At 53.2% G+C, this 25,273-nt stretch carries 29 protein-coding genes and 1 pseudogene; 6 read left to right on the top strand and 24 right to left on the bottom strand.

Translation table 11 applies throughout. From position 1 onward, the window contains the following. Nucleotides 1-58: 58 nt before the first annotated feature. On the bottom strand, nt 59-961 hold the full coding sequence (locus AC2TF6_RS11510; protein ID WP_491311099.1) for a hypothetical protein: 903 nt from the start codon (nt 959-961) through the stop codon (nt 59-61). Nucleotides 962-1,161: 200 nt separating this feature from the next. Here AC2TF6_RS11510 and AC2TF6_RS11505 point away from each other — a divergent pair, with 200 nt between their 5' ends. After that, nucleotides 1,162-1,377, top strand: a complete 216-nt coding sequence (locus tag AC2TF6_RS11505; RefSeq protein WP_491311098.1) for a hypothetical protein — start codon at nt 1,162-1,164, stop codon at nt 1,375-1,377. A gap of 46 nt (nt 1,378-1,423) precedes the next feature. Here the strand turns inward: AC2TF6_RS11505 and AC2TF6_RS11500 are convergent, their stop codons facing one another. Together AC2TF6_RS11500 and AC2TF6_RS11495 are read right to left on the bottom strand one after the other, a co-directional pair. Further along, the gene (locus AC2TF6_RS11500; RefSeq protein ID WP_491311097.1) at nt 1,424-1,891 is read right to left on the bottom strand and encodes a hypothetical protein; all 468 of its coding nucleotides are present in this window, start codon (nt 1,889-1,891) and stop codon (nt 1,424-1,426) included. 264 nt (nt 1,892-2,155) lie between these two features. Further along, nucleotides 2,156-2,377, bottom strand: a complete 222-nt coding sequence (locus AC2TF6_RS11495) for a hypothetical protein (RefSeq protein ID WP_491311096.1) — start codon at nt 2,375-2,377, stop codon at nt 2,156-2,158. Nucleotides 2,378-2,512: 135 nt separating this feature from the next. Here AC2TF6_RS11495 and AC2TF6_RS11490 point away from each other — a divergent pair, with 135 nt between their 5' ends. After that, the gene (locus AC2TF6_RS11490; RefSeq protein WP_491311095.1) at nt 2,513-3,253 is read left to right on the top strand and encodes a YwaF family protein; all 741 of its coding nucleotides are present in this window, start codon (nt 2,513-2,515) and stop codon (nt 3,251-3,253) included. Nucleotides 3,254-3,438: 185 nt separating this feature from the next. Here AC2TF6_RS11490 and AC2TF6_RS11485 read toward each other — a convergent pair whose 3' ends face one another. The 13 genes from AC2TF6_RS11485 to AC2TF6_RS11425 all read right to left on the bottom strand — a co-directional run bounded on the left by AC2TF6_RS11485 (nt 3,439) and on the right by AC2TF6_RS11425 (nt 12,369). Continuing rightward, complete coding sequence (locus AC2TF6_RS11485; protein ID WP_491311094.1) at nt 3,439-3,912, bottom strand: hypothetical protein; 474 nt, start codon at nt 3,910-3,912, stop codon at nt 3,439-3,441. Between the two features lie 175 nt (nt 3,913-4,087). Then, nucleotides 4,088-4,600: an acyl-CoA thioesterase gene (locus AC2TF6_RS11480; RefSeq protein ID WP_491311093.1), complete on the bottom strand. Its 513-nt coding sequence runs from the start codon at nt 4,598-4,600 to the stop codon at nt 4,088-4,090. A gap of 264 nt (nt 4,601-4,864) precedes the next feature. Continuing rightward, nucleotides 4,865-5,551: a response regulator gene (locus AC2TF6_RS11475; protein ID WP_491311092.1), complete on the bottom strand. Its 687-nt coding sequence runs from the start codon at nt 5,549-5,551 to the stop codon at nt 4,865-4,867. A gap of 127 nt (nt 5,552-5,678) precedes the next feature. Further along, nucleotides 5,679-6,359: a Na-translocating system protein MpsC family protein gene (locus AC2TF6_RS11470; RefSeq protein ID WP_369996852.1), complete on the bottom strand. Its 681-nt coding sequence runs from the start codon at nt 6,357-6,359 to the stop codon at nt 5,679-5,681. A 221-nt stretch (nt 6,360-6,580) separates the two neighbouring features. After that, nucleotides 6,581-7,462 carry a carbohydrate ABC transporter permease gene (locus AC2TF6_RS11465; protein ID WP_491311091.1) on the bottom strand — a complete coding sequence of 294 codons (882 nt, stop codon included), beginning with the start codon at nt 7,460-7,462 and terminating at the stop codon, nt 6,581-6,583. Between the two features lie 8 nt (nt 7,463-7,470). Beyond that, on the bottom strand, nt 7,471-8,319 hold the full coding sequence (locus AC2TF6_RS11460; protein ID WP_491311090.1) for a carbohydrate ABC transporter permease: 849 nt from the start codon (nt 8,317-8,319) through the stop codon (nt 7,471-7,473). A gap of 113 nt (nt 8,320-8,432) precedes the next feature. Continuing rightward, on the bottom strand, nt 8,433-9,728 hold the full coding sequence (locus AC2TF6_RS11455; RefSeq protein ID WP_491311089.1) for an ABC transporter substrate-binding protein: 1,296 nt from the start codon (nt 9,726-9,728) through the stop codon (nt 8,433-8,435). Between the two features lie 266 nt (nt 9,729-9,994). Beyond that, complete coding sequence (ymzB, locus tag AC2TF6_RS11450; protein ID WP_491311088.1) at nt 9,995-10,333, bottom strand: protein YmzB; 339 nt, start codon at nt 10,331-10,333, stop codon at nt 9,995-9,997. 109 nt (nt 10,334-10,442) lie between these two features. After that, nucleotides 10,443-10,763, bottom strand: a complete 321-nt coding sequence (locus AC2TF6_RS11445; protein WP_491311087.1) for a thioredoxin family protein — start codon at nt 10,761-10,763, stop codon at nt 10,443-10,445. Beyond that, on the bottom strand, nt 10,760-11,131 hold the full coding sequence (locus AC2TF6_RS11440) for a MerR family transcriptional regulator (protein ID WP_491311086.1): 372 nt from the start codon (nt 11,129-11,131) through the stop codon (nt 10,760-10,762). Before AC2TF6_RS11440 ends, AC2TF6_RS11445 begins: the two co-directional genes overlap by 4 nt. 178 nt (nt 11,132-11,309) lie before the next feature. Next, nucleotides 11,310-11,639, bottom strand: a complete 330-nt coding sequence (locus AC2TF6_RS11435; protein ID WP_491311085.1) for an ArsR/SmtB family transcription factor — start codon at nt 11,637-11,639, stop codon at nt 11,310-11,312. Between the two features lie 152 nt (nt 11,640-11,791). After that, on the bottom strand, nt 11,792-12,052 hold the full coding sequence (locus tag AC2TF6_RS11430) for a YqkE family protein (RefSeq protein ID WP_009672917.1): 261 nt from the start codon (nt 12,050-12,052) through the stop codon (nt 11,792-11,794). 149 nt (nt 12,053-12,201) lie between these two features. Continuing rightward, the gene (locus AC2TF6_RS11425; protein ID WP_491311084.1) at nt 12,202-12,369 is read right to left on the bottom strand and encodes a hypothetical protein; all 168 of its coding nucleotides are present in this window, start codon (nt 12,367-12,369) and stop codon (nt 12,202-12,204) included. 191 nt (nt 12,370-12,560) lie between these two features. Here AC2TF6_RS11425 and AC2TF6_RS11420 point away from each other — a divergent pair, with 191 nt between their 5' ends. The 3 genes from AC2TF6_RS11420 to AC2TF6_RS11410 are packed head-to-tail and all read left to right on the top strand — an operon-like array spanning nt 12,561 to nt 16,318. After that, complete coding sequence (locus tag AC2TF6_RS11420) at nt 12,561-14,063, top strand: spore germination protein (protein WP_491311083.1); 1,503 nt, start codon at nt 12,561-12,563, stop codon at nt 14,061-14,063. A gap of 9 nt (nt 14,064-14,072) precedes the next feature. After that, the gene (locus AC2TF6_RS11415; RefSeq protein ID WP_491311082.1) at nt 14,073-15,188 is read left to right on the top strand and encodes a GerAB/ArcD/ProY family transporter; all 1,116 of its coding nucleotides are present in this window, start codon (nt 14,073-14,075) and stop codon (nt 15,186-15,188) included. Then, a complete protein-coding gene (locus tag AC2TF6_RS11410; RefSeq protein WP_491311081.1) occupies nt 15,185-16,318 on the top strand; it encodes a Ger(x)C family spore germination protein in 1,134 nt (377 codons plus the stop codon). Before AC2TF6_RS11415 ends, AC2TF6_RS11410 begins: the two co-directional genes overlap by 4 nt. A 75-nt stretch (nt 16,319-16,393) precedes the next feature. Here the strand turns inward: AC2TF6_RS11410 and AC2TF6_RS11405 are convergent. The 4 genes and pseudogenes from AC2TF6_RS11405 to AC2TF6_RS11390 form a co-directional block, all read right to left on the bottom strand. Beyond that, nucleotides 16,394-16,516: pseudogene (locus tag AC2TF6_RS11405) on the bottom strand (30S ribosomal protein S6); the annotation flags it as partial. A gap of 67 nt (nt 16,517-16,583) precedes the next feature. Then, nucleotides 16,584-17,948 (bottom strand): cell wall-binding repeat-containing protein, encoded by a 1,365-nt coding sequence (locus AC2TF6_RS11400; RefSeq protein WP_491311080.1) that lies wholly within the window; start codon nt 17,946-17,948, stop codon nt 16,584-16,586. Nucleotides 17,949-18,047: 99 nt separating this feature from the next. After that, nucleotides 18,048-19,193, bottom strand: a complete 1,146-nt coding sequence (locus AC2TF6_RS11395) for a HAMP domain-containing sensor histidine kinase (RefSeq protein WP_491311079.1) — start codon at nt 19,191-19,193, stop codon at nt 18,048-18,050. Then, a complete protein-coding gene (locus tag AC2TF6_RS11390; RefSeq protein WP_491311629.1) occupies nt 19,190-19,882 on the bottom strand; it encodes a response regulator in 693 nt (230 codons plus the stop codon). The genes AC2TF6_RS11395 and AC2TF6_RS11390 overlap by 4 nt, the downstream gene beginning before the upstream one ends. 286 nt (nt 19,883-20,168) lie before the next feature. Here AC2TF6_RS11390 and AC2TF6_RS11385 point away from each other — a divergent pair, with 286 nt between their 5' ends. Next, complete coding sequence (locus tag AC2TF6_RS11385; RefSeq protein ID WP_491311078.1) at nt 20,169-20,534, top strand: hypothetical protein; 366 nt, start codon at nt 20,169-20,171, stop codon at nt 20,532-20,534. A 373-nt stretch (nt 20,535-20,907) separates the two neighbouring features. Here AC2TF6_RS11385 and AC2TF6_RS11380 read toward each other — a convergent pair whose 3' ends face one another. From AC2TF6_RS11380 to AC2TF6_RS11365, 4 genes are all read right to left on the bottom strand, one after another. Then, nucleotides 20,908-21,930: a hypothetical protein gene (locus AC2TF6_RS11380; RefSeq protein ID WP_491311077.1), complete on the bottom strand. Its 1,023-nt coding sequence runs from the start codon at nt 21,928-21,930 to the stop codon at nt 20,908-20,910. Nucleotides 21,931-21,960: 30 nt separating this feature from the next. Further along, complete coding sequence (locus AC2TF6_RS11375; protein WP_491311076.1) at nt 21,961-22,950, bottom strand: TolB family protein; 990 nt, start codon at nt 22,948-22,950, stop codon at nt 21,961-21,963. A 148-nt stretch (nt 22,951-23,098) separates the two neighbouring features. After that, nucleotides 23,099-24,499, bottom strand: a complete 1,401-nt coding sequence (locus tag AC2TF6_RS11370) for a sensor histidine kinase (protein WP_491311075.1) — start codon at nt 24,497-24,499, stop codon at nt 23,099-23,101. Continuing rightward, complete coding sequence (locus tag AC2TF6_RS11365; RefSeq protein ID WP_491311074.1) at nt 24,490-25,185, bottom strand: response regulator transcription factor; 696 nt, start codon at nt 25,183-25,185, stop codon at nt 24,490-24,492. The genes AC2TF6_RS11370 and AC2TF6_RS11365 overlap by 10 nt, the downstream gene beginning before the upstream one ends. Nucleotides 25,186-25,273 lie beyond the last annotated feature (88 nt).

Here is a 25,273-nt window from a genome sequence, read left to right as displayed (position 1 = left end):
TCCCGGACGGCACATGAAAAAAGCCATCCTCCCGGATGGCCGTCCCTAAAACCTTTCCTTAAAACACTTCGCTCGTAAGCCGCTGCTTCAAAATAGACGCGAGCTCCTCCGCCGTCTCCCAGACGAAAGGCCGGATTTTCTCGGAAGGAGATGCGGTCGCCTCATCCCCGACCCGTCTGGACGTCCAGATGACAGGGATATTGCGCCCGAGCGCGTATCCGCCCGCCAGAAACACTTCCGGCCCTTGGGCGCCCAAGTCCGCGATGAGGAGCTTGCTGTCCGCGATCATTCGGAGGCTGTAGTCCGCTTCCTTTTCCCGGGCGGTTCTCTCCGACGTGCGCGGCTCGTAGCCGCACTGCTCAATGACGGGCAGCACTTTCTCCGTCCACTGGAGCCGGGTCTCCACGTCTTCGGGAAGCAGGACGAAGCACGGCTTAAGCCGCTTGCCGCCCAGGCTTTCTTCGGCCGTTTTCCAGCCTTGCGCCGTCAGTTTGAAGCTGGAGCCCATGCGTTCGAGCAGCCGTTCTTCTTTTAACTTCTCGATGATATAGATCAGCTCCTGCAGGTTGGGCGAATACGTCAAGTTGTAACTCTTCGGAAGCTGCTGCAGCACGACGGCTTCGTCCGGGCCTTCGCTGTGCCTGTGAAAAAATTGCAGAAGCCGGATGCCTTTGTCTTCTATCGTAACCGGGACACGGGGCGAGTTCCGGATTCCTTCCAGATCGTCAATGGTAAGGCGAACCGTCTCCCCGCAGTCCGTAAGCTCCCGGATGTAGGCGGATATGACGGGAAACATGAGATGTTTGGTCTGATAAGACAAAACACTGTAAGGGTCGTAGCTGTCCCGGTGAAGTCCGTAGGAGCCATCCGGCGAGCAATAGCATCCCGTATATAAATCGTACCCGTCCTCACGGCCGATCGGCACGATTTGATCGCAGAATAAACACCGTTTTTTTTCCATCCTTCCAATCCCCCTTCTCCTTTACCTTTCGTACCGCGTTGAAGATATGGGGGTGGCGGACGGCAACTTCCAGCAATCTACCAGCGCCCGGCGGTACCCTTTTACCGGTAAAGACCTGACTCCTTCCGGCATGTATGGTAACATAGAGCGGGTAAAGACTTATAACCAAGAACGTGCTTAAAGATCAAGGAGAGCTGCCCATGTCCCAGAACCGCCGTTTAACGACCGACCAGGATTTTAAAGAAGCCATGGACCGCCAATCGCCGGTCCGCGTGTTCAAAAACGATCATATTATCGATACGGGAGCCGTCATTACCCGCTTCGACGATTCCATGGTTGTGGTGCAGACCCGGGTCAGCGAACTGACTTATCACGACCGTCTCGGCTGCGAGTTTTTCGAAATGAGAAAAAAATAAAGACATAAAACAAGACTGTCTCCCAGGGGGGAGACAGTCTTTATCGTTAACCAACCGCAACCAGCATGGCGGGTTCTTGGACGGCCGGTTTCCAGGACGCTTTCTCATCCAGCACACATGCGAATGCCGGACCGCAGTTTGTCGGAATGACCCATACCGTGTGATCGTGGATGACCGAGCGCGGCAGGTGATAACCGGACAAGCCTGCTTGAATCACGGACGCGTAATCTTCCGGGCTGCCTGCTCTCAGCTTCAGCCTGATCGTGCCGTACACTTTGAAACGGCCTCCTTCGCGGATATCCTCCACTCGCGTCCACTCGACCGCATCTACGGACTCCATCCGGAATTCAGCTTTCTCTCCCTGCACGTTAAGCATCTGAACGGGGCCAAGATCAATGCTTTCCTTGTTTAAGATGAAAGCAGCCGTTTCGGCAGCCTGTGATTTATTAGCTGCGGACACGACTAAAGACAGTGAGGCCTGGAACAAAATCACGGGTTCTTCTCTTCTCTCCATAAACAATTAATCTTCTCCTTCTGTGCATGTCAATTAGCGTTTGCCTGTCATAGTCGAGCTACTCTTTGAAAACACTCTACAAGATACCTATGACGGAACCCGCTTGGATATGTGCGATTACGCGCATGAATGTGATTATAGATCTTGTCGGCCGAGATGTTTGTCAAACTCTCGGCGATTATTTTCCAATTTTTTGTTGGAAAATGGAAAAAGACAAGTCGGAAATTTTCAGTGTCCGGAGCTGCCCGCCCCGTCTCTCTCAATCTATCGGTTTTGATCCGGAAACTCCGGATTTCTCTGCGGGCTGATCTCCGGAGGAACCGTCGGCTTGATTTCCGGCGGAGCGGCCGGCGGTGTTTCGGGTACCGTTCGCGGAGCCACTTCCGGCACATCATTCGGTTTGATTTCCGGCGGTGTCTTGGGTGTTATCTCAGGAGTCTCATTGGAAAAATCGGCCTTGCGGGCTTCTTCATGATTACTCATCATCTAATGAACACCTCCTCTCTCCTTACTTAACCAATCCCGGATAGTTTGAAAGAGCGATTTAGCAAAAAAACCTTCGACACACAGGTAAATATGTTAATATAATGAAAAAATGAGTTTTTTGAGGGGGCTTAAGAAATGGAGCGCTTTTTCGGCGCAAACGAAGCGGAGGGATTTACCGCTTTTTCGGGAGCGCACTGGGCGGCTTTAACGGTTTTTGCGGCCCTCGTTCTTGCGCTCTATGGTTCGAGGAATTGGTTCACTCAGGGGAATCGGGCTCTGCGGGGACGAATCGTCATCGCCGTCATTCTGGTGTTGTGCGAAACGGGTCTGAACGTGTGGTACGCGGCGGAGGGAATCTACGACGTCCGGTACACCCTTCCGCTTGAACTTTGCAGCATTTCCCTTTATCTCAGTGTGTTTATGCTGCTTTTTAAAAGCAGGCTCCTGTTTCAGGTGGTTTATTTCACCGGAATCGGCGGGGCGCTTATGGCGCTTGCCACGCCGGTACTCTGGTACGATTTCCCGCATTTCCGTTTTTTTGAATTTTTTGCCGCTCATATCGCTATTATTCTCGGGGTTCTTTATCTGATCTGGGTAGAGGGCTTCCGCCCGACCTTCAAATCCGTGTTCCTGGCCATGGGTTACCTCAATGTGCTGCTGCTCGGAGTCGGGACCGTTAACCTCCTGACCGGGGGCAACTATATGTTCCTGGCACGCAAGCCCGAAACGGCTTCCCTGATCGACTATCTCGGCCCGTATCCGTGGTACCTTCTGTCTCTGGAAGCCGCGGCTTTCGTCATTTTCCTGCTCATGTATGTTCCGTTCTCTCTCGGCTCCGCCCGGCCAAAAGATCCCCGGCTCCCGCACGTCCGGTAGTTGTCCGGCCGCCAGATTTCCACTGCCGCTTTCGTATCCGCACAACAAAAAAACCGCAGGTTCCGTTCCGGATGGAACGGGTCTGCGGGTTCGAAAACCGGAAGCTTCCGGTTTTTTTATTGGTAGGAAACCAACCAAGCTTAGCGTGCCTCCACGCTCTTTTAAACGTGCATAAGGCGGGTTCATTAAGCTCCGATCGGCTGGAGTTCAAGCTCCAGTTCGTCAATCGCTTCGCGATAAGCCTGCAGCGACTCCCGGACGATCTCGTCGAGCATGGGACCGCTCGTTTCCGGCAGCAGCGCGCGGGCGTAAGCCCAGGCGTTTTCTTCGATGCGCAGCGCGATCCGACTACGCTCTAGCTCGCTGTCCGACGCGTCCATCAGGGACGCCAGGCGGTCCAGATCCGCGTCCTCGGCATGACCGATTTCGTGGGCAAGGACAATGTCGACATACGCTTCCAGCAGGTCGAGCGATCCGTACAGCTGCATGCACTGCGCTTTGATTTCTTCTATATATAAGGTGATGAGATGACGGCCCATATTGTACTTTCCGCCGGCCATCCGTCCTCCGGGAAAATGCGACTCCAGCGTGACTTGAACCTGACTGTTCGATTCGTGCAAAAGCCGTGCGACACGATCTTCAATCAACCGATTTTTCAACCGATCCTTCAATCCCTTCCTCGATAGTCTTCGTTAATCTTACCCGCTATTATATCGAATCCCGGAAAGGAAATAAACCATTTCTTTACCCGCTGTCAGTCGGGCTGAAACAAAAAAAGACTCCGGTTAATTGCCGCCGAAGTCTTTTTGCTGGAGCTCCCAGCCTGCCTTGCGCTTATTCCCAAGGATATTTGGTCAGCAGGTAGTCCGCAAACGTTTTGCTGGCTTCTCTTCTGACCTTACGAATTTCCGCGCGGTGTTCGGCGGTCTCGTAAAGCTTGTTCTCTTCTTCGGTCTCGGGAATGACTCTCGGAACCGGCACCGCCTTGTTGTTATCATCCAGGCCGACAAAGGTCAGAAAAGAGGTCGCCGCGATTTTTCTTTCGCCGGTCACCAGGTCTTCGGTAATGACTTTAACGAACACCTCCATGGACGTTCTGCCTGTCCAGGTGACGAAAGACTCGAGGGAGACCGAATCGGAAGGACGGATCGGGTATAGAAAATCGACGGAGTCCGTAGATGCCGTAACAGCCGTTACCCGGCAGAGCTTGGACGCCGAGATGGAGGCAATATCGTCGATATAAGACATCAGCTTACCGCCGAACATCGTGTTGTGGTTGTTAACATCGGGAGGGAATACCCGGGCTACTTTCATACATCTTGTTTCTTTGACAAATTTGCTTTCCATTATGCAGACGCTTCTTTCGTAGTTAGAATTTGGTAAAAGGTTCTATTCCGCGGGGATAACCCTGAATTTTGACGGACTCCCAGTGTAACAATTTCCGTAACGGTTTGTCAAAGCACCTTTTAAGTTTTTCCGCTAACCTCCCGTTTCATCCTGCAATCTCCTGTAAATGAAGCAAATAAAGTAAATGAAGCGGCCCAGTCAGCCCATGGGCACCTAAACACAAAAAAAAGCTGATTTTCGCCAACCGAAAACCAGCTTCTTTTCTTATTTTTTGTACCCTTGGATATAACCGATCCATTTCGTCAGCACGTCCTCGATTTCCGCGATCCGGAAAGGCTTGCTGACATAATCCTGCATCCCGCTCGCCAGGCACTTCACCCGGTCTTCTTTGCGGGCGTAAGCCGTCACGGCCACGATTACGGGACTGTTGTCACCGGGAGCCGCCTCGCGGATTCTTCTTGCCGCCTCAAGGCCGTCCATGTTGGGCATCGCGATGTCCATAAAGATAAGATCGTATGCTTTACGCGCAAAAGCTTCGACCGCCTCGGCCCCGTCCTCCGCGATGTCGGGTTCGAACCCGCGTTTTCTCAGAATGGTCTGCAAGAGCTTCCGGTTCATCGGATTGTCCTCCGCGAGTAGGATGGACAAGTCCTCCCCATTCCGGGAATCTCTCTTCGAAGGAGCCGAGGGCAGCAGAGACAAAGCCGGATAAGCCGGTCCCGGTGAATCCGAGAAGCGGAATAACAGATAGGCGCCGGTCAGATCCAGCTCCTTCGAAACGGCTATTTTCTCCGGAAGCCTGATTTTTCGTTCCGACGTGTACGTATATCCCCGCGGTTTAGGCTTTTCGAACCTGCGTCCGGAGGAACTTCCGTCCGCTCCGCCGGTCTGCCTGCCGCTCTCTGCCTGATTATACGGCATTTGCTTACTCATTCCATGTACGTGTATCAAGAGTTCCGGATTCCTCCTTTTGACGATTTGATTCAATAAAAAAGCAAGAGCCAAGAAACGCGCTTCCGCGCGATCTTGGCTCATGACCAGCGTATGTAAGATATCTGGGCATTCAGTCCGTATGATTTTATTTAAATGTATAGACAAGAACACTTCTGTCCCTCTCGAAATCCCAGTCCAGATACAAACCGGTCACCGTTCTTCCAATCGCTTGTTCCATATCTACATCATGCAGTAAGAGCTTCTTTTCGAGGGATGTTTTGGCGACCCTAAGGGCATTCTCGTACCCCGTATTAATCAGCTCTTTCTCCAGCATGATGAGCAAGCCTTCCCTGACGATAATGAGTGTTCTCGGATTCGTCCAGAACGAATAAATATGGTCGGGAATTTTTTGTACGTGTGCCGTTACATCGCTCACCTGCTGATGAACTTTCTCGTATCCGGCGTATTTCTCCTGTATATCCGCATCGAGGGATTTATTCGTCAGGCCGATCATGATGCCCGAGTGGTCTTCCAAATCCCAGTCATAATAGATTTCCTCGATCGCAATACCTACGGTCTGAGTAATGAATTCCTTCAAGTCCGGCAGCAGCACATCCATGACCATTTGGCGGGTTTCGCGGACGGCTTCGCCTTTCTGCTTATCCAGCAGAATCATTTCCACTGCACTCACGAAATTTCGGAAATGTAGAGTAATGCCGTATTCATTATACGAGATAAAAATGGACTCAGGTCCTTTGCCAAAACGTTCCCTGAGCATCTTTCCCGTCTGGCTTGATAATTGGCTCAGTGCAGTCTTCTTCTCCAAAAGTAACCTTCCTTTAAACCGTTGGCGTCTACGTCCAAGGATCCTAAATTTGTCTGCCCAAAAATCAATGGCGTTCATGTCCAGTGATCCATTAGAAATTATAATACAATTTGCGCGTTTTATAAAGGAATTCTTATCCTGCCCGGCTCCGGACTTTTTATGAAAAAAAGAAAAAGCCGCCCGGCTTGCACGGCGGCTCCACATTCCGTTCATTAAAGCGCTTACCCTTTTACCGCGCCCGATTGGACGCCTTTTATAAAATAGCTCTGGAAGCTGATAAATACGGCCAGAATGGGCAGTAAAGCAATGACCGAACCTGCCGCGATCAGCCTGGTATTCGTGACGAACGTGCCTTTGAGCTTGTAAAGACCGAGTGTGAGCGGATAAAGGCGGTCGTCCTCAATGACGAGATACGGCCACAAAAAATTGTTCCACGAGCCGATAAAGCTGAGAATGGCAAGCGTGGCCAACATCGGCCTTACCATCGGCATCATGATCAGCAGGAAGATCCGGATCACACCCGCACCGTCGATCACGGCCGATTCTTCGATTTCTTTGGGGATGCCGAGGAACCCCTGCCTCATCAGAAAAATGCCGAAGGCCGAGACGGCGGCGGGCAGAATGACGCCTGTATACGAACCGAGAAGATGCAGCTTGTTCAGAATCAGATAGACGGGAATCATGGTCACCTCGCCCGGAATCATCATCGTCGCGATAATGATCAGGAAGACGGCTCCCTTCCCTCTGAAAGTCATTCTTGCCAAAGGAAAAGCCGCCATGGAGCAGAATACGACCGGAAGCAGCACTCCGAAGAAAGCGAGTACGGTGCTGTTCCATACGTACAAAGGCAGCGGCAGGGAATTCCACACCGTCGCGTAGTTTTCCAGCGTAAACAGCTCGGGTATAAAGCGGGGCGGCATCGAGTAGATGGTCTCATTCTGCCCTTTTAAAGAAGTGGACAGCGTCCACAAAAAAGGAAGAATCATGACGACCGCAATCAGAGTCAGGCACACGTAAGAAATAAGCCGCCGGACTCCCACGCGTCTCTTCCGCCTTGTCCGCCGGCCCGGGACGGACGGCACAGCTGCCGGTTCTAATCGCATCGCGTCCCTCACTCTCCTTCCATCGAACGCTTGTTAACGAGCGTTAACAGCAGAATGACGATAAACAGCACAAACGAGATAGCGCTGGCGTAGCCCATATCGAGCTGCTTGAACGCTTCGTCGAACACCCTATACACAACGGTCGTCGAAGCCCCGATGGGGCCTCCCTCGGTCATGGTCAGCATGAGCGTAAACTCTTTGAAGGCGCCCATGGTGGAGACGACCGAAACGAAGAAAATAACCGGCTTCAGCATCGGAAACGTGATGCGGACATGCTTGCTCCAGAACCCGGCGCCGTCCAGCTCCGCCGCTTCGTACAAATCTTCCGGCACGGCCTGCAGTCCGGCCAGATAAAACAGCATGTAATAGCCGAGACCCTGCCAGACGGTGACGATCGCGAGACTCGGCATCACGAAATATTTACTCGTCAGCCACTTCACCGGCTCCGCTCCGAACAGGCTCAGCATATAATTGAAAATGCCTTCGCTCTGAAACATCCAGCCCCACAAGAAGGCCGTGACGACAACGGATACAAGAGCGGGAAAATAGTAAATCAGGCGGAAAACTTTCACGCCGGTCAGGCCCTGATTAACCAGGATGGCAAGAAATACGGGAAGAATAACCAGCGCGGGCGTAACGAGAATCCAATAATAGAACGTATTGAACATCGCCCGCCAAAATTCCGTATCCCGCATCAGGGTCTGGTAGTTGGCCAGCCCCACCCATTCCATCGGTTCGAAGACGTTATAGGACGTAAAACTGAGATAAAGAGCCGCCGCGGAAGGGAAAATGCTGAACAGGAGCAGCAGAATCCCGGCCGGCGCCAGGAAAGCCCAGGCGTGAATCGTCTTGTACATCTTGAAGAGACCTCCTAGTCCGTCAGCCGCCGGGCTGTAAACGTGTACAACCCGGTGACGGGATCTTGTCTTCTTCCGTAAAAAAACCGTGATGTCCGGTGGCGTGATTTCACCTATTTAAGCAGCTTGTTGACGGCCGCTTCCGCGTCCTGCAGCGCTTTGGCCGGATCTTTATCCTCCAGCAGCACTTTCTGGAACTCGTCGTTGATGGCTTTGTTGATTTTCGAAATATTCTCGACCGGCGGGAACATGTTTTCCGAAATTTCCAGCTGTTTGGCCGCGTAATACAAGCCTTTCTCGGCGGGGTCCGTTGAATCTTTCCCCTTCGTGAAGAACGGATCTTCCGCCGCTTTCTTAACGGAGGGCAAGATGGCGACGATTTGGGCGAACTTCAGCTGGTTCTCGCCGTTGGTCAGGAACTTGGCGAAATCCGCGGCTTCTTTTTTATGTTTGCTTTTGGCGGAAACGGCGATGTTCATGATAGCCACGTTCACCTTGCCGCTGGACCCGACCAGAGCGCCGGCCGAATCCGATTTGGCGTACACTTGAGGCGACAAATCCTTCACCTGCCGGAACAGCTGCGGGCCCGTTCCCCAGAACGCGATTTTCTCCTGGGCGTACCACTCCTGGGGCTTTGCCTGGTTCAGTAAAATTTCATCGGGGATAAGCCCCCCTTTATACCGCTCCTTGAATTTCTTGAAAATTTCAAGCGTTTTTTCGTTGTTAAAAGCCGCTTTCTTGTAATCGTCGCTGACGAGCTTGATCCCGTTCTGAGGCAGATATAAGTGGATGTCTTTCAAGGTGTTCCCGTAGGCGCCCGTTTTTTCTTTGATCGCCTTGGACATTTCCCACGATTCTTCTTCTGTCTTCGGCGGAGCGTCGAAGCCCGCTTTTTTAAGAAGTTCCTTGTTGTAAAGCTGGACGCTGTTCGACAAATACCAGGGCAGAGCGTACGAGACTCCCTGAAACTCGCCGGCCGACCATACGCCTTCGAAGTAGTCCTTTTTCACGTCCGCAGCGAGTTCATCCATATTGGCAACCGCGCCGAGAGCGGCCAGCTTTTTCAAATAATCCGTGTTCAGGTTCAGCACGTCGGCCAAGGAGCCGGACGCTGCGGATGTAAGCGTTTTCTGTTCTATGGCCTCAAAAGGGATGTCCTGCCATTTCACCGTAACGCCGGGGTTTTTACTTTCAAAATCTTGGATGACACCATTTAAGTAATCGTCGAATGTCGGGCTTAACGCGATCGTCCAGAACGTAATTTCCTTCTTATCTCCCTTACGTGACTGCTCTGCGGAAGCGCCCGGCGATGCGGACGTACCCGGATCCGTTCCGGATTTGGAGCAGGCTGCCGTGAACAGCAGCAGTACGGCGACAACCAATGGAAGCCATCTTATAGATCTTTTCAACAAAAACCCTCCCCGGAATATAGTTGGATAATTCCACCTTAATATTATTTAAAATACGGAGTATTATTCCTAATTCGAAAGAAATCGCTTACAAATTGATTGGAAGTATTCCCTGTCCTCTTCAAATGCTTAAAAACGTTCTTCTTTTAATAGACGCGGCGCAGCGCCCATTTATACATCTTTATTCGGTCCATAAGGCCACGGGCAAAAAAATAGCCCCCGAAAGGGGGCTGCCGATCGTCCGCATGCGCTTGGCATGCGGCTGCTTACTCGAGAGTCAGCGAATAAACGGCGCGTTCTGTTCTCAGCACGACGCTGTCTTCGCTTAAATCCGCCACGGAGAGGCCTTCGAGCGGGATAACAAAGGTTCCTTGAGGAAGAGCTTCTTCGCTGCCGTTATTAAGGACCGTTCCTTCCCCGTAAAGAAGCAAAGCGCTGCCGTTCGAATAGTCGTCCGGAGCATCGGGCTGATACTCCCGGTATTCAAACTGGCTCAATTGAAGATCGACCCGGTCGATATCTTCCTGTTCTTCTTTGGCGATCCGGATTGCCTTGTTCGTGTTGGCATTTAACCAGTCCGTGACGGGCTGGAGCTCGTTAGCCATGGGTAACCCTCCTTCTCGTAATGAGGCTCTCTCTTCTTTTACCCCGATTCTGTATAAGTTGAACGAAATCTTTCGTTTTCATTCTCCGGATCGCCGAAGCAGGGAGCCATCAGCCGAGATAACGGGACAAAACCGATTGGTATACGGATTTGGGCCGCAGGCCGACAAGCTTCTCCACCGGCTCGCCCCGATGCAGAACAAGCACGGTAGGCATCGACATGACACCGAAAGCCGAAGCCGCTTCCGGCGAGTCGTCGCAATCGACTTTCAGCATATTCACTTTGCCGGCATACTCGTTACTCAGTTCTTCCAGAATAGGAAGAAGCGTTTTGCAAGGCGGGCACCACACGGCGGTAAAATCGATAACGGTCACGCCTCCATCGGAAATATGGTCCAGGTACGTTGCATCGTTGACGGTTGTCAGGCTCATTGAAATTTCTCCTCCTTGGTTTTATTGTTTAAAATATAATGGATTCTCTCTTCCAGATTCGATTTGATGCTCTGCAGCACCCCGATCTGCTCTTCGATTTCCGAAAGCTTTTGCTTGTAAACCGGAAGCACTTCGGAACAGAAGGCTTCATTGTTCATCAGCACGCAGTGAAGAAATCCGGAAATTTGCTCGGTATTGAGCCCGAGCCCGAGGTACAGTTGGATCGTCCGCACCTGTTCTACGGCGAATGAAGCATATTCCCGGTATCCGTTGTCTCCGCGGACCGGCGAAAGCAGCCCCTGTTCCTCATAGTAGCGGAGGGAGCGGATACTGACTCCGGTACGGGCGGAAAGTTCTCCGATTTTCATTCCGGCAAACTCCTTTCTGCCTTTATTCGTTCCTGAGGCTATTATAAACTCTCACATGGATGTCAGTGTCAACAGCAAAAAAAGCCCGGAATTTATTTCCGGGCCGTGCCATTACGGGACGAAGCGTGACGGATCGTTACCCCCGCCATTACTTGTGAAGGCAAGACTTTTGAAGGACTCAGCCGCAGCGTCCGTTTCCGTCCGTTTTCTCTTCTATTTCAGCGATTTTGTGTCTCAGCGAAGGGACTTGGCGGAGCAGCTCCAGAGTCCGGTCCTTCTGATCAGCCGCCAGTGAATAGTAGATCCACTGTCCCTTTCTCGTCTCGCTCACCAGTCCCGCATCCTTCATTTTCCGCAGATGCTGGGAAATGCTCGGCTGGGACATTCCCGTCACGTCCACCAGGTCGCAGACGCAGAGCTCCCGTTCCCGCAGAAGGGCAAGAATCGTCAGCCGGGTTTTGTCTCCCATGAGCTTAAACGTATCGGCCAAGCTTTGCAGTTGTTCCACCCTTTAAGCTCCTTTACGAATGTGTACATGCTTACATAATTATATAATGAATCCGCTTGAGGAGCAACAGCGGTCCCGCCCCCTTGAAGCAGAGCATACGGCCCGGCAAAAACAAAGCAGCCTGCCGGAGCAGACTGCCTGGGGTTGCTTGCTTATTTGTATTTGCGCCAATCCATCTCGCTGTTGGCCAGCAAATGTTCGAAATTGTTGTCCAGCCGTTTCTGCTCGGCCTTGCGGGCCTCCGCCGCTTTCCGCTGCTCTTCCTCGCGGCGCTTCGCTTCGTCCGCCTTCATCTGATCGGATTGAGCCTTCAACTTCTCGATAACCTGCGGGTTAAGCAGGTCCTTAAGCGTTGCGGGCTTATCCGTATCGGCGGCACGCGGCGCAGGGGCGGGTCTATTCTTTTTCCCCATCACTCATCACCTCGGTTCCCACATTATAGCAGGTTCGCAGGCTGTATTCCAGCCTTTCCGGACCTGCTTACGGGCACAATGAGGCCCGGCGTCAAGCATCGGCCGCACACCGGAACCCGATATTTCCGGCAGAGCTGTCCGGAGTGTTTTTACTCCTTGCGGCAGCCCGGGAGCAGAATCATCCCCTCGGCCGGATCGGTATCCGCCTTTTTCATGCCTGTCATGACCCCGGTCCGCGTCTCATCCGGCAGGCCTGAAAGTTCCGTGAACTGTCCGCGGCTTCCCCCGCAGCAGCTTTTTGTCGGTTTCGGCTCCATGAATTTCCCCTCCGTCGTCGAAGTCTAGCCTTCCGCTTTTAACCACTATATCACAGGCCGGAGGGCTTATCTTCCCGCAACAACGATTTCCGCCTGCCTATTTTCCTTTCTTCCCGGTAAATGTAAGTAAAGAGAGCCGATTCCGGTCATACTAAGCGGACCAAGCCCGCAAGGGAGGACGTGTCTGCCCAATGCCTGATTTTACCATCCGCAGCTTTGCTGATTTCAAAGCGTACTGTTCCCAGGGGACGAATCAGATCCAAAGCAAAATCATCGGGATACCCGGAGAGTCTTACGAGCTGTTTTATCTCGACCAGCTGATTAACAAAGATATTCTGCACCGCGACATTCTCCATCCGCTGCTGGAACTCGGCGGGGGTCTCGGTCCGGATGAGCTTCTTTCGTACCTGCCCGTGGGCGGGGGCAAAAAAATGAACCAATGGGGTGAAATCCCTTCTCTGCTGCTCGCAGGCTGGGTTTACGTTCATCCGGCGGGTTTCGAAAAAGGGGTGATCCTTCAGGCGGATCAGTTTCCCGGAAGGAATCTGACTGCTGCCGAGAACGAAAGCCAGATTTTCGGGCCACAGGTCAGTTTCGCGGAATCGCTCGATCAGAACATGGCTCTGATCCGCAGCATCCTGAACGATCCGCTGCTCAAAACCGAATCGTTCATGATCGGAAATCAGACCAAAACCCGAACGATCATGCTCTACATGGAGGGACTCAACAATAACGCGTATGTCGCAATGGTCCGCAACCGCCTGTCCAATCTCAAGACGGACGGCATTCTGGACAGCGGCATGATCGCCAAGCTGCTCGAAGACAATCCCGACAGCATTTTCCCCATGTATTTCCTGACGGAAAGGCCCGACCGGACCGTCGGTTCGCTGCTCGAAGGCAAAGTGATCGTACTCGTCGGAGGCAGCTCCCGTGTCATGATCGGTCCTTCCACGTTCATCGATTTTTTCAAAGCCGAAGAAGACCGTTACGTACACTGGCAGATGTCCGCTTTCGTGTTCACTTTGAGGATGCTGGCCGTCTTCTTCTCCATGCTGCTGACTCCCCTTTATGTGGCCGCGCTCACCTTTCATTACGAAATGATCCCGTCTGCCCTGCTCGACCCTCTTTCAACCTCCAGGGCGAAGGTTCCTTTCCCGCCTTTATTCGAGGCTCTGCTGCTTGAATTCATCATTGAGCTTCTGCGGGAAGCGGGCGCGAGACTGCCGACCAAAGTCGGTCAGACGATGGGCATCGTAGGCGGTATCGTCATCGGGCAAGCCGCCGTTCAGGCCGGGTTCACCAGCAACCTGCTCATCATGATTGTCGCGCTCGGCGCGCTGGCCTCCTTCACTTCCCCGGGATATATGATGGGAACGGCCGTCCGGATTCTCCGCTTCCCCATGATCATGATCGCCGGATTCTGGGGCGGGGTCGGCATTGTCATCGGCGTATCTTTTCTGCTTATCCATCTCTTGAGGCTCACTTCGCTCGGCACGCCGTACCTGAAGCCGTTTTATCCGTTTGACAGCTCCGAATTTACCGAATTGTTTATCAGACGGCCTTACGGCAAATTCATGGACAACCTTGTCAAAACCTTCTCTTTCCAAGCCCGGAAAAAGAAAGGGGACACCGCAGAGACCCCGGATAACCGGCAAAATATAGATTTGTTCGAACCATTCCAAGAAGAAAACTAGGTGACTGACATGAACAGCTATCCGGAATCTCCCCGTATTTCACTGCGCGCCTATCTGCTTTTCTTTATCATTACAACAGCGCAGATAGGTGTGGGAGCGGCCAGCTTTCAACGCAAAATTTATAAAATGACCGGCCAGGATTCATGGGTTACCGTCCTGTTCGCCGGGCTGTTCTGCCATCTTGTCATCGTCGCCATGTTCTCCTTTCTCAAAAAATACCCGGGCCAGGATCTCTACGGCATTCAGAAAGAAGCTTTCGGAAAATGGCTGGGCGGTGTACTGTCCTTCCTCTATGCGGCTTACCTGATCCTCATCGCTTTGACGATTCTCCGGAATTATGCGGAAATTGTGCAGACGTGGATTTTTCCGGACATACCTACCTGGTTCCTGGCCCTTATGGTTCTTGGCCTCACTTTGTACGGTGTGCTCGGAGGCATCCGAGTGATTGCCGGAATCGGATTTATAAGTATTCTGATCATAATTCTCGAGATGCTGCTGTTCTACTATCCCCTGCAATACGCGGATTGGGGATATCTGCTCCCCGTCATGAATCATTCTCCGCGGGATTTTCTGAAAGGAACGCAAGAGATCTCCTTCTCGGTTGTCGGTTTTGAACTGCTGATGTTTGTTTTTCCTTTTATACGGGATACAAACAAAGCCCCGAAATACGCACATTTCGCCATTCTGTTTACTACGGTTACTTATCTCATTTACATGCTTACGGCGCTTGTCTATTTCAGCGGAGGACAGCTTATCCACAACATTTGGCCGACTTTGACTTTGCTCAAAATCGTGGAATTTCCTTTTATCGAGCGCGTCGAATATATTACGGTTTCGCTCTATCTCATCGGAATTTTGCCGAACGTGATGCTGTATGTGTGGTCCGCCTCCCGCGGTATTCCGAAAATGAGCCCGCTGAAGGAAAAAGCTTCCCTTTACCTCGTCGTCGGCATTTTGTTTGTGATTTGTACGTTTTTCAGCAACAGACTTGAAATTAAGCGGCTGAACGAAATATCCGGTCAAGTAAGCATATACATGGCTTTTGCGTATCCGCTCCTGCTGAGTATGCTCCTATTCTTCAAAAGACGGGTTGTTCAGCCCCCAAACGGAGGTGACTCCCGGTGAAAATTCGTCGGCTTTGCCTGCTGGCACTTGTGACGGTTCTGGCTGCGACGGGATGTGTGGAGCGGCGGGTCTTCGAAAGAATCGGTCTCGTGGTGGCGCTGGGTTTCGACAAAGGCCAAGGCAGCGTCCTCAACGGCACATCCGTCATGTACACCCTGGATAAAGAATCCGGTCACCGGGCTACGATTCTGGCCAACCAGGCTTATACGACCAAAAAGCTGCGGGAGGACCAGAATCGCAAATCATCCAAAAAGCTGATGCTGGGCCAGCTGCGCGTCGTATTGTACGAGGAAGCGATCGCCCGCGACGGGCTGATCGATCTCGTCGATTCCCTGATCCGCGATCCTTCCATCGGCACAAAAATATATCTGGGCATCAGCACCGAGAAAAGCGCCGATCTTCTCCAGTATCCGTACCGGAACATCAGTAATATCGGAACGTATCTGTACGACACAATCAAGCAGAATGTGCTGGAAGGACAGATTATTTCACCTACGCTTCATGAATTTCTGCGAGATTATTATACCGCCGGCAAAGATCCCGTTCTTCCCGTTTTTGTCCGCAAGGGGGAAACGATCTCGTCCGAAAAGGCGGCCCTGTTCCGATCCGACAAAATTGTCGGTATGCTGTCCAACAGCGACGCCGCATATCTGAAGCTGATCCGCAACCGGTTCAAGGCCGGCACCTTCGAACTTAAGCTCCACAAGAAGAAGCTGGAGCCTTATTTGAGCGAAAATAACACGGACCGGCGGGAGCACATTCATACGGTTGTCCGGATCGTCGATACCAAGTATGAAATCCGCCTGACGGACCCGGAAAAACCCGCTTACGAGCTGAACATGAAGCTAAAATTCGCTCTGGAGGAGATTTCCGCCGGAATCAATTTAACCGATCCCGAGGTGACTCGCACGATAGAGCAGCTCGTAACCGACGAATTCAAGAAGAAAATGGAAAGCGTGCTCGCCAAAATGACGGATTTAAAAACAGATCCCGTCGGCTTCGGGGAAATTTACCGCCAGTCCCTTCGCGGAGGCAGTCTAACGAAAAGCATTTGGTACGACAAAATATCCTCCATGTCCGTCGATGTCCATTTGAACATGGAACTGATCCGCACGGGCGTTGTGGAATAGTACAGCCGCCGGATGCGCAAGAACGGCCAGAAGAAAGGCCAACCCGTAAAAACGGGCTGGCCTCGATCTTGTGCAATCAAGTTCTGCCGCGACTGCAGGTTCCGCGTTGAAATGTACGCGCACATCGTGTCCGTCACGGAACTTGTCGATCTCATACGCAAGGCGACGTTTGCTCATCAGGTCGCGTCTTGTCATTTCGCTGTTAAAACAAAGAGAACGCCGCCGGCGTTCTCTTTGTTCGTTTGATGCGGACGGACGACTTCCGTTAATGGCCTGCATGAGACATGCCCGACATGTCGGTCTTCCCGGAACCGGAACCAGAGCCCGCTCCGGCTGCGCCGCCGGTGCCGGAACTCTTACCGGCATCGCCGCCGGCTGCCCCTGATTGGTCACCGGCGGCCGGCATACCGGACATGCCGCCGTGACCCCCGTGTCCTCCTCCTGTCTTGGAGACGATTTCGAGCATCGAGTCGATCTCGCCCTGACCCGCAGCCGAAATCGAACGCTCGTCTCCCGTAAGCCACGCGTGGTTGAACGGGCCTTCCACGGGAGACTTGTCGTACTTCGGCTGCACGGACATCAAGTACGCCATGACGGAATCCGGCAGCTTGTCCTTCTCCGTCCAGATGAGGGGCGCGTGCTTGCCGAGATGCGAGAACGGGGCGGCAGCGAGGGCCAGATCCGGATTCTCCTTGCTGATCAGCGAGAAGTTATGGCCCGGCGTCGTGATTCCCCAGCCGAATCCCGTTGCCGGGTCCTTGTACTTGGCGAACGCGATGCTGTTCTCGACGGGGTCTTTTCCCGCTATCCGCACGACTCTGCCGTATTCGCCGAGCTGTTTCTCGACGGCTGCGGAAATGACGGAGTCCGGGCCGAGCAGGTAGATGTTCGCCTTGCCGTCCCGTGTTTTTAAAGCATCAATCGTCTCTTGGGGAACCTTATCCTTGCTCACGTAGAGCAGAGGCTCGGGCATATGGGAGATCCAGTTGACGGCCGGCATCGTGTATTCCTTGTTCTCGCTGGAACCTACGATAACGGAAGGCGGATTCTCCTTCGCTACCTTCGCGTAATAAGCATCAATCGCTTTTGCCGCCGCGGCGGGATTGTCCGCCGGGATCTTGTCCGTTTTGAGGCCCAATTCCTTGGCCTGTTTTTCCACTTTAGGGTCCAAATTCCCGACGAGAATGGCCTGCACGCCCTGGTTGGATTCGACTCCGGCCGGTTTCAGGCGTTTCAGTTCCCGCACGGTTACATCCGGAATGCCGTCCTTGTTAACGAAAAGAACCGGCCCGTTATTCGGATGATGAATCAGATCCGCACTCGCGAGGGCGGTCTGCCACTCCTCGGGATTGACGAGCACGACGCCTCCCGGGCGGTTGTCGTCGCTTGTGGCCATCCACAGCGTACGCGAGGTGAGCACCGCCGCCTCGTAAGGATCGCTCGAATTGATGCGCGTCGTGTTCTTGGACGCGATCCAGGGCGCCTTCGAATCGGCTCCCCCGCTGCCCGCCTCCGTTACAGGCTGAGCCGCCGCTCCACCGGCTGTATTTTTGGACGGATCGTTCAAGCAGCCCGTAAGAGCCAGCGATGCGGTCAAGGTTATCATCCCGACTCCTATCCATTTTTTCATTTGACGGATGCCTCCTTCACATAAATTCTCAATTGGTTCTATTGATCAGTGTACCCATCAATTATGAAGAACCTGTGTAGGTGAAGCTCCCTCAAACGTTTATTTTTTAAACCGATACTCGTCTCCGGCATCCGGCTCCTGCAAAATCTGCGTCTTTAATGCCGCAAGGGGCGGCTGCGCTGCGGAAAGGGTGATCAGGAAAACCGCTCCCCCTTCATTGGCCGCCGAAATCCGGCCTCCGTGCGCCTGCACCAGCTTGCTGACGATGGCAAGTCCGAGCCCGCTGCCTCCGGACCTGCGGTTGCGCGACTTGTCGCCGCGGTAAAAGCGCTCGAAAATATACGGCAGATCGCTTTCCCGTATACCCGGGCCGGTATCTTTGACGGTAATGAACACCTTGTCTCCCGCACGCCTGCTTTTGAGCGCCACTTCCCCGTCAGGAGGCGTATAGGTCAAGGCGTTGCTGAGCAAATTGACCAGAATTTGCGTAAGGCGGTCGGGGTCGGCATCGAGGTACACGCTCCGGGGGGCGTCGACGGTGAAGCGGATCCGTTTTTCCAGGAAGGCGGCGGACATAAATGCCTTGACCTTCTCCATCACGGTGTCCAGCGGCACCTTCGTCCGGGTGAGCCGGAATACCGGCGAGTCCAGTTCGTTGAGCTCTTCGAGCTCGTTAATGAGATCGGCCAGACGGACGATCTCTTCGTAACACGAATGAATGCGCTCCGGTGTCGGCTCCCAGATGCCGTCCTCCAGCGCCCTCATGTGGCTTTTCAAAGTCGCCAGAGGCGTTCGGAGCTCATGGGCGATATCCTCGGTCATCGTAACGCGGATCTTCTCCAGCCTTTGCAGCTGCTCCGCCAGCTCGTTGATCGACTTCCCGAGCTCCGCCAGCTCGTCGTCTCCGCCCACGGCGGTCCGGCTGTCCAGCTGGCCTCCGGTCATTTTCTCGGCCACGGCCTTCATTTCCACGAGCGGAGCCGACACCCGCTTCCCTACGCAGAAGCCCATGCAGGCGGCCAGCACGATCGAACCCAGGAACGTCCAGAGCACCGACTGCATGATGGCCTGTTCCAGATGCGTATTGAGCCGGGGCATATCGTGCATCGCGCCGTCGGCCTGATTCATGTACATCGTGATATGATAATGCGTGCTGATCAGAATGGTCGCCGTCGAGATGATCAGAATTCCCGTAGCCATCGCGACGATCATGACAGCAAGCCGGACATGCAGCTTCTTCTTCACTTGAGCTCACCGGAGAAACGGTATCCCGCTCCGTAAACCGTCTGGATATAGACGGGAATTTTCGGATCCTTTTCGATTTTCTGACGGATATTCTTCACATGCTGATCAATGGTCCTCACGTCCCCGTCGTAGGCGAAACCCATAATTTTATCGACGAGCTCGTCCCTCGTAAAGCTTCTCTTGGGATATCGCGCAAGCGCTATCAGAAGCTTGTATTCGATAGGCGTCAGACTGACCGGTTCCCCTTGGCAAAAAACAACCTGCCTCAATGAGTCGATCTCCAGGTGCCCGTTCCGAAAAGAAACCCGGTCCGCCAGCAGCTGGCTGTCGTCCGAACGCCGCAGAATAGCTCTCACGCGTGCCACAAGCTCCCTCGGATCGAACGGCTTCGTCAAGTAATCGTCGGCTCCGAGCGACAGACCGTGAATCTGATTCGTCTTGGAAGCTTTGGCCGTGAGCATAAGAACCGGTACCGCATCGGACCGCCGGATTTCCCTGCATACCTGTTCCCCGTCCATATCGGGCAGCATCAGATCCAGAACGAGCAGGTCGACGCCTCCTTGCCGGACCGTTTGCAGCGCTTCTTGACCGCTGCCCGCTTCGGCGGTACGAAAGCCTTCTTTTTGCAGATAAGACACGATGACTTCCCTGATTTTGTCTTCGTCATCCACGACCAGAATCGTTTTCAGGGCAGATTCCCCCTTTACTTGGCATTGCCGGATTAGGGCCGGGTCGGGCCCTATTTTACTTTATCAGCACAATATGTAGAAACGATGTAGATTGTACATGGAAGGCAGAGGATAGGCCTGCATCAAGCAACCCCTATACGATTATAAACCCGTGTTCAGAGAGTTGCGAATCTGAATGAAATCAATAAGAGAAAATAATTTTCTTTTTATATTTATAAAAAAATATATTCTACCAATTCTTCTATAAATATGATAGACTATATTTACCAACTTTGGAGGTGTTATTATGATTAAAAAGTTTTCTGCCATTCTTTTGACCGGAGTTTTAGCCCTATCTCTTGCAACTTCTGCTTATGCCGCAAATGAAAGTTTACAAGTTATTTCTGAGCCGGGGGAAGACAACACGGTCGGATCCATATCCGGTCAAGATAAAGAGGGTAAATTTACTTTTTTCACCACTCAAAGCGGAGGCCAAAATTTCGCTAAAGCGGCCGTTTTATCCAGCTGCGGCGGCGCTCCCATCGATTTGGAAATAAAAGGTGTCGGGAGTATTACAAAAGCATTTAAACTGTCTAGCGGTTGCAGCTATAAAGTGCGTTTGTGGAATGAAACAGGCGGAACAGCCAAAGCATTTTTGAGAAACTGGGAGTAGTTTAAGGACCATTTAGTAAAAAACACGTTTAATCATCTGCATAAGTTATAACGATAGATTTATTATCCCCCATGGATCTTTATCCCATAGGGGATTTTTGTCATACATCCCTCAAAAAGCAAAAAAGCCGCGAGGAACGCGGCCTGGATTCTTGCATGTACTTATTTGACCTGCCGCTGATAAGCTTTGGCCGCTTCGTTCATCGCTTTAAGCTCGCCTCCCTTGACGTAAGAAGGAAAATTCTTGCTGTCCTTGCGCACATAAACGCTGCTGTCCGCTGCTTTAACCTGCAGCGTATCGTGGCGTTTGCCGTATTTGCCGTTCTTCTCGAAGAGACGGTCGATGTTTCATCCTTCATCCCATCCTTATATCTTTACTTAGCGGTTTTCACATCCGGAAATGCGGCGGCGATACGGGCGTCAAGCCCCTTCCAGAAAGCGTCGATGCCGGGTTTGGGGTCTCCGATGATGCTTTCGCCCTTTTTTCCGGGGTTATAAATAACATCCTTATTCGTGTTGATGACCGTCAGATACTCTTTCACGATGCCGGCCGTCTTCGTATCCGGGTTGTTTTTGACGAGTTTCTCGTAGCTCTGCTTCACGAGCGGAATGAGCTTCATGCCCGGTTCCTCGATCGCTTCATAGCGGTAGCCGTGAATATATTCATGCAGATATTCACTGTAGAGAGCCTTGATTTCTTCCGCTTTCGGCCCCTTCGGGTAGGCGGTCAAAACCTTCTCCGCGGCCAAGGTACGCTCCCCAAGCTCGTCGCGCGAGATTTTCAGGCTGGCGTCGGAACGGAAAGGCGTCTTGTTTTCAAGCGACTGGATGGCCAGATACGCCTTCAGATCGTCCGACACATACGGTGCATACGACTTGTTCAGCGCGTCATAGTCGACTTTCCAGAAATAACTGCCCTCTTTATCCGACAGCTGGAGCTTGGCGGCCACCTGGTTTTTCAGCCACTGCTTCAGCGTATCGTCGTTCACGATCTTGTTGAAATCCGCGGGATAGCCGATCTCCCTCATTTTGTCCGCCGTGCCGGGTTGGCCCATCATTTCGGTAAAGCTGGCGTTCAATCCGGGCAGATGCGTGTCGTAAAACTTCTGAAGTTCGATAAACATCTGATCGGCCGTCGCTTTATCGGCTTTGGGGATGTTCTCGTCGAGGAAGGCCGTGACCTCCCCGGCTTCTTTGGCCTGGGAAATTTTCAGCTGGAGCTTGGCGAGGACATTGCCGCTTGCAGCCGCTCCCGGGCTCGGTGAAGCCGTCTGGGCGGAGTTCGGCCGGGCCGGCTCTTTGACTTGAACATTCTGTTCCTGGGCTCCGCAGCCTGCGAGCAGGGATGCGGCCAGCAGGGTGCAGACCGCCGCTTGTTTGACTAGGTTCGCTTTCAATCTCTCTTCACTCTTTCTGTCTCTGACTGCTTATTTTAACTGATAGATGGTCGTGAACATGTTGTCCGTGATGTCGCCGGACAGAACTTCACTGACCATGAAGGAAGTACCCGAAGGACTCCAGTCAATGACGCTTTTTAAATTCGGCTTATACGTGACGGGGATCATCCGGCCCGAGTCCGCGTTCATCACGTAAAGTCCCGTCATCCCCTGATCGGGACTGAATACGGAGAAGGCGATCCGGCTTCCGTCCGGCGACCACGACAACTGCTGCAGGAGGCGTCCCCTCGCTGCCGTCTTCTCACTGCCGCCCAGCACGGCATCGGCCAATACGAGCGCGTTTTGATCGGGTCCGATTCCGCTGACCAGGGCGATCTGCTTCCCGTCCGGAGACAGCGCGAAGTCGGACACTCCGCTCCGGGTCCAGACCCGGGCGCCGCCTCCATCCGTGACGGTCAGCTCCCGTTCGCCGCTCAGGACATACAGCCGGCCGGCTTTTAACGCGGCTTTAACGATACCGGACTCCACGTTCTCGTGTTCTACGGGTGTCATTTCGCCGTCGGTGCCGAATTGGACAAGCCGCCCTTGCGGCTCCGTGAGCACAGCCAGATACGACTTGTTATCTATCCACGCTCCCAGGAACTCCCGGGTTTGCGGCCCGATGCGTATAATCCGGCCGGTTTCCAGATTGTACAAATCCGCGGCTCCCTCATACCGGTGATACACCCAGGCATTCTTCCCGTCCGGCGCCATCTGCGCCCCTGTCGCTCCCTTTATCCCCGTATCGCGGAGCTTGTCTCCCGTAAGATTCCGGAACTCCAGGGGAGCGCCGACCAGGGAAGCACCCGAGATGCCGATAAGTTCGCCCTGCGGGCTCCAGCCCATCCCATAGAACGGATCCAGGCGCTGAATTCCCGCCAGCACGATGTTTTCGCCGGTCCCGGCGGCCGGCGGATCCACAACGGTTACCGACGGGGAAGGCGAGCGGTCGCATCCCGAGGCGGCTGCAAGCAGGAACATCATTCCCGCCCATACGGCCAGCCGCTTACCGATTCTGCCGAGCTTCAGAATGATGTCCTCCTTTCAAGCTCTACCTAGAATATACCCCTCAAAGTTTTCCGCAAGATTTCAACTTGTTTCGAACTTGTAAATGTTTCAGCAAAACTTTTCATCGGTCCCCTGCCGGAAAAGTCACGATAAAAGAAACCCCGCCTTCAGCGGGATGTTCGACCCGGATTTGCCCGTGCTGCTTGTTTACAAGCTGCCTGACGAGCGACAGCCCGAGGCCGCTGCCTCCCGACTTTCTGGACCGGTCCTTATTCACCGTATAAAAGGGCTCAAATATCCGTTCTCTGCGGTCCTCCGGTATGCCGAGTCCGGTATCGGTGAACTCGACCTCAACACCGCCTTCCTCCATGATCCGGCTGCGGATCAGAACGGTCCCGTTCTTGACGTTGTACTTAATCGCATTGTCCAGCAGATTAAGAAAAATCTGAATCAGGCTTTCCCTGTCCGCCCACAGTTCCACGTGAACAAGTGCATGGGAAATGGTCACGCCGAACTTCTCCGCTTTCCCTCTCATCCTGGAGAAAAGATCCTCTAGAAGCGAGTCGATCCGGATTTTCTCCGGCTGCTGTTCGAATTCATACTTTTCCAGCGCCGCCAGCTTCAGCACTTTCTCCACCAGTTCGTAGAGCCGCGCCGCTTCCTTGTCGATGACGTCCCGCGCCTCCCGGACCAATCCCGGATCGTCCTCGTACATATGAAGCAGATCCGTGTAAGCCCGGATGGAGGTCAGCGGCGTTTTCAGCTCATGGCTGATGTTGTTGATAAAATGCTGCCGTGTCCGCAAACTGCCCTGTATGGCGCGGCTCATTTCATAAATGCCGTCGCTGAGCGAGCCCAGCTCGTCTTCGCGCCGGAAGGGCGGAGCGTCGATAAAATCCCCGACCCGGATGTCGTCGGCCGCTTCTTTCAGCTGCCGGATCGCCTTTGCCTGACGGTTCATATACAGGAGACCGAGGACAAAACTGAACAGCAGGACGCCGCTGCCCGCTATCAGAAAGGAATTTTGCAAATTCCGGTAAAACGCGTTCTGGGCCGCCAGCGACACCTGAAAATGCAGGACGCCGATCTGTCCGTCGGGACCTCGCGCCGGTGCCAAATAATCCTCGGTATCCCCCAGGACCCTGTAGACGATCTTATTGTTCAGGGCATGCGAAATCACGCCGCTCACGTCCGGGGATTCCGCCATCGGAAGCGAATCTCCCGTTCTGGCGCCCGTCATATCGTAGAGCAGGAACCTCATGCCGCTCGCCACACCGATTTCGACGGCCAGATTTTGCCCCTGCAGCTGCATAAATGTTTGAGCATCGAAGCGCGTCCCCGTCACATATTGCTGTCCGATCCGGTTGTTCGCGATTTCGGCCTGCCGGTTCAGCGTCTTCTCCATCTCATCTTCCTGATATCTGTGTACGCCGTTCAAAACGAGCACGCTGAGCACGCCGACGGCAAAGAGAAGCAGTGCGGCGATAAACAGCGCAAACTTCCATTTTAAGCTTATCCGCATGGTACTTCCCCGACGGCTTTATACCCGACCCCGTAGACGGTCTGGAGCACGTGCTGGTACGGTTCGCCGAGCTTGGTTCTCAGCCTCTGCACGTGGATATCGACGGTCCGCGTTCCACCGGCGTATTCCATTCCCCATACGAGATCCAGCAATTCTTCGCGCGAAAAAGCCCTTTTTAAATTTGAAAGCAGCAGGGCAAGCAGATCGAATTCCTTGGGAGTAAGATTCAGTGCTGCCCCTCTCAAACTCACAAGCCTCTGCTCGGGATGCAGGCTCAGCTCTCCGATCGTCAAAACAGCGGGCTCTTCGCCGTTTCCGCTTTTATCCAGCCGTCTGCACAAAGCTCTTACGCGGGCAATCAGCTCCCTTAAGTCGAACGGCTTCGTCATATAATCGTCTGCGCCCAGTTCGAGTCCGAGAATTTTATCCACAATATCGTTTTTTACCGTAAGAAGCAGAATGCCGAGGTTTTTGCGGTTTTCCAGCTTTCTGCAGACTTCAAAACCCGTCAGCCGGGGCATCATGACGTCCATGACCAGTACATGAGGCCGGAACGATTCCGTTTTGCGCAGAGCCTCTTCCCCGTCCGCTGCCGTTTCCACGACAAACCCTTCCCGTTTGAGGCCGTATGCGATTGCACTCGTAATCGTCTGCTCATCATCTGCAACAAGAATTTTATAGTCCATGCCGTTCCTCCGATTTCGCTCCGAACTTTTCTCTATTATACACGAGCAAGCTGACCCGGTACGTTAAGAAGATGCAGCCTTGCGAGAC

The organism is Paenibacillus sp. JNUCC 35 (genome assembly GCF_058269095.1).
The sequence above is the reverse complement of the archived record's forward strand: the minus strand, read 5'-3'. Positions and strand labels throughout refer to the sequence as shown.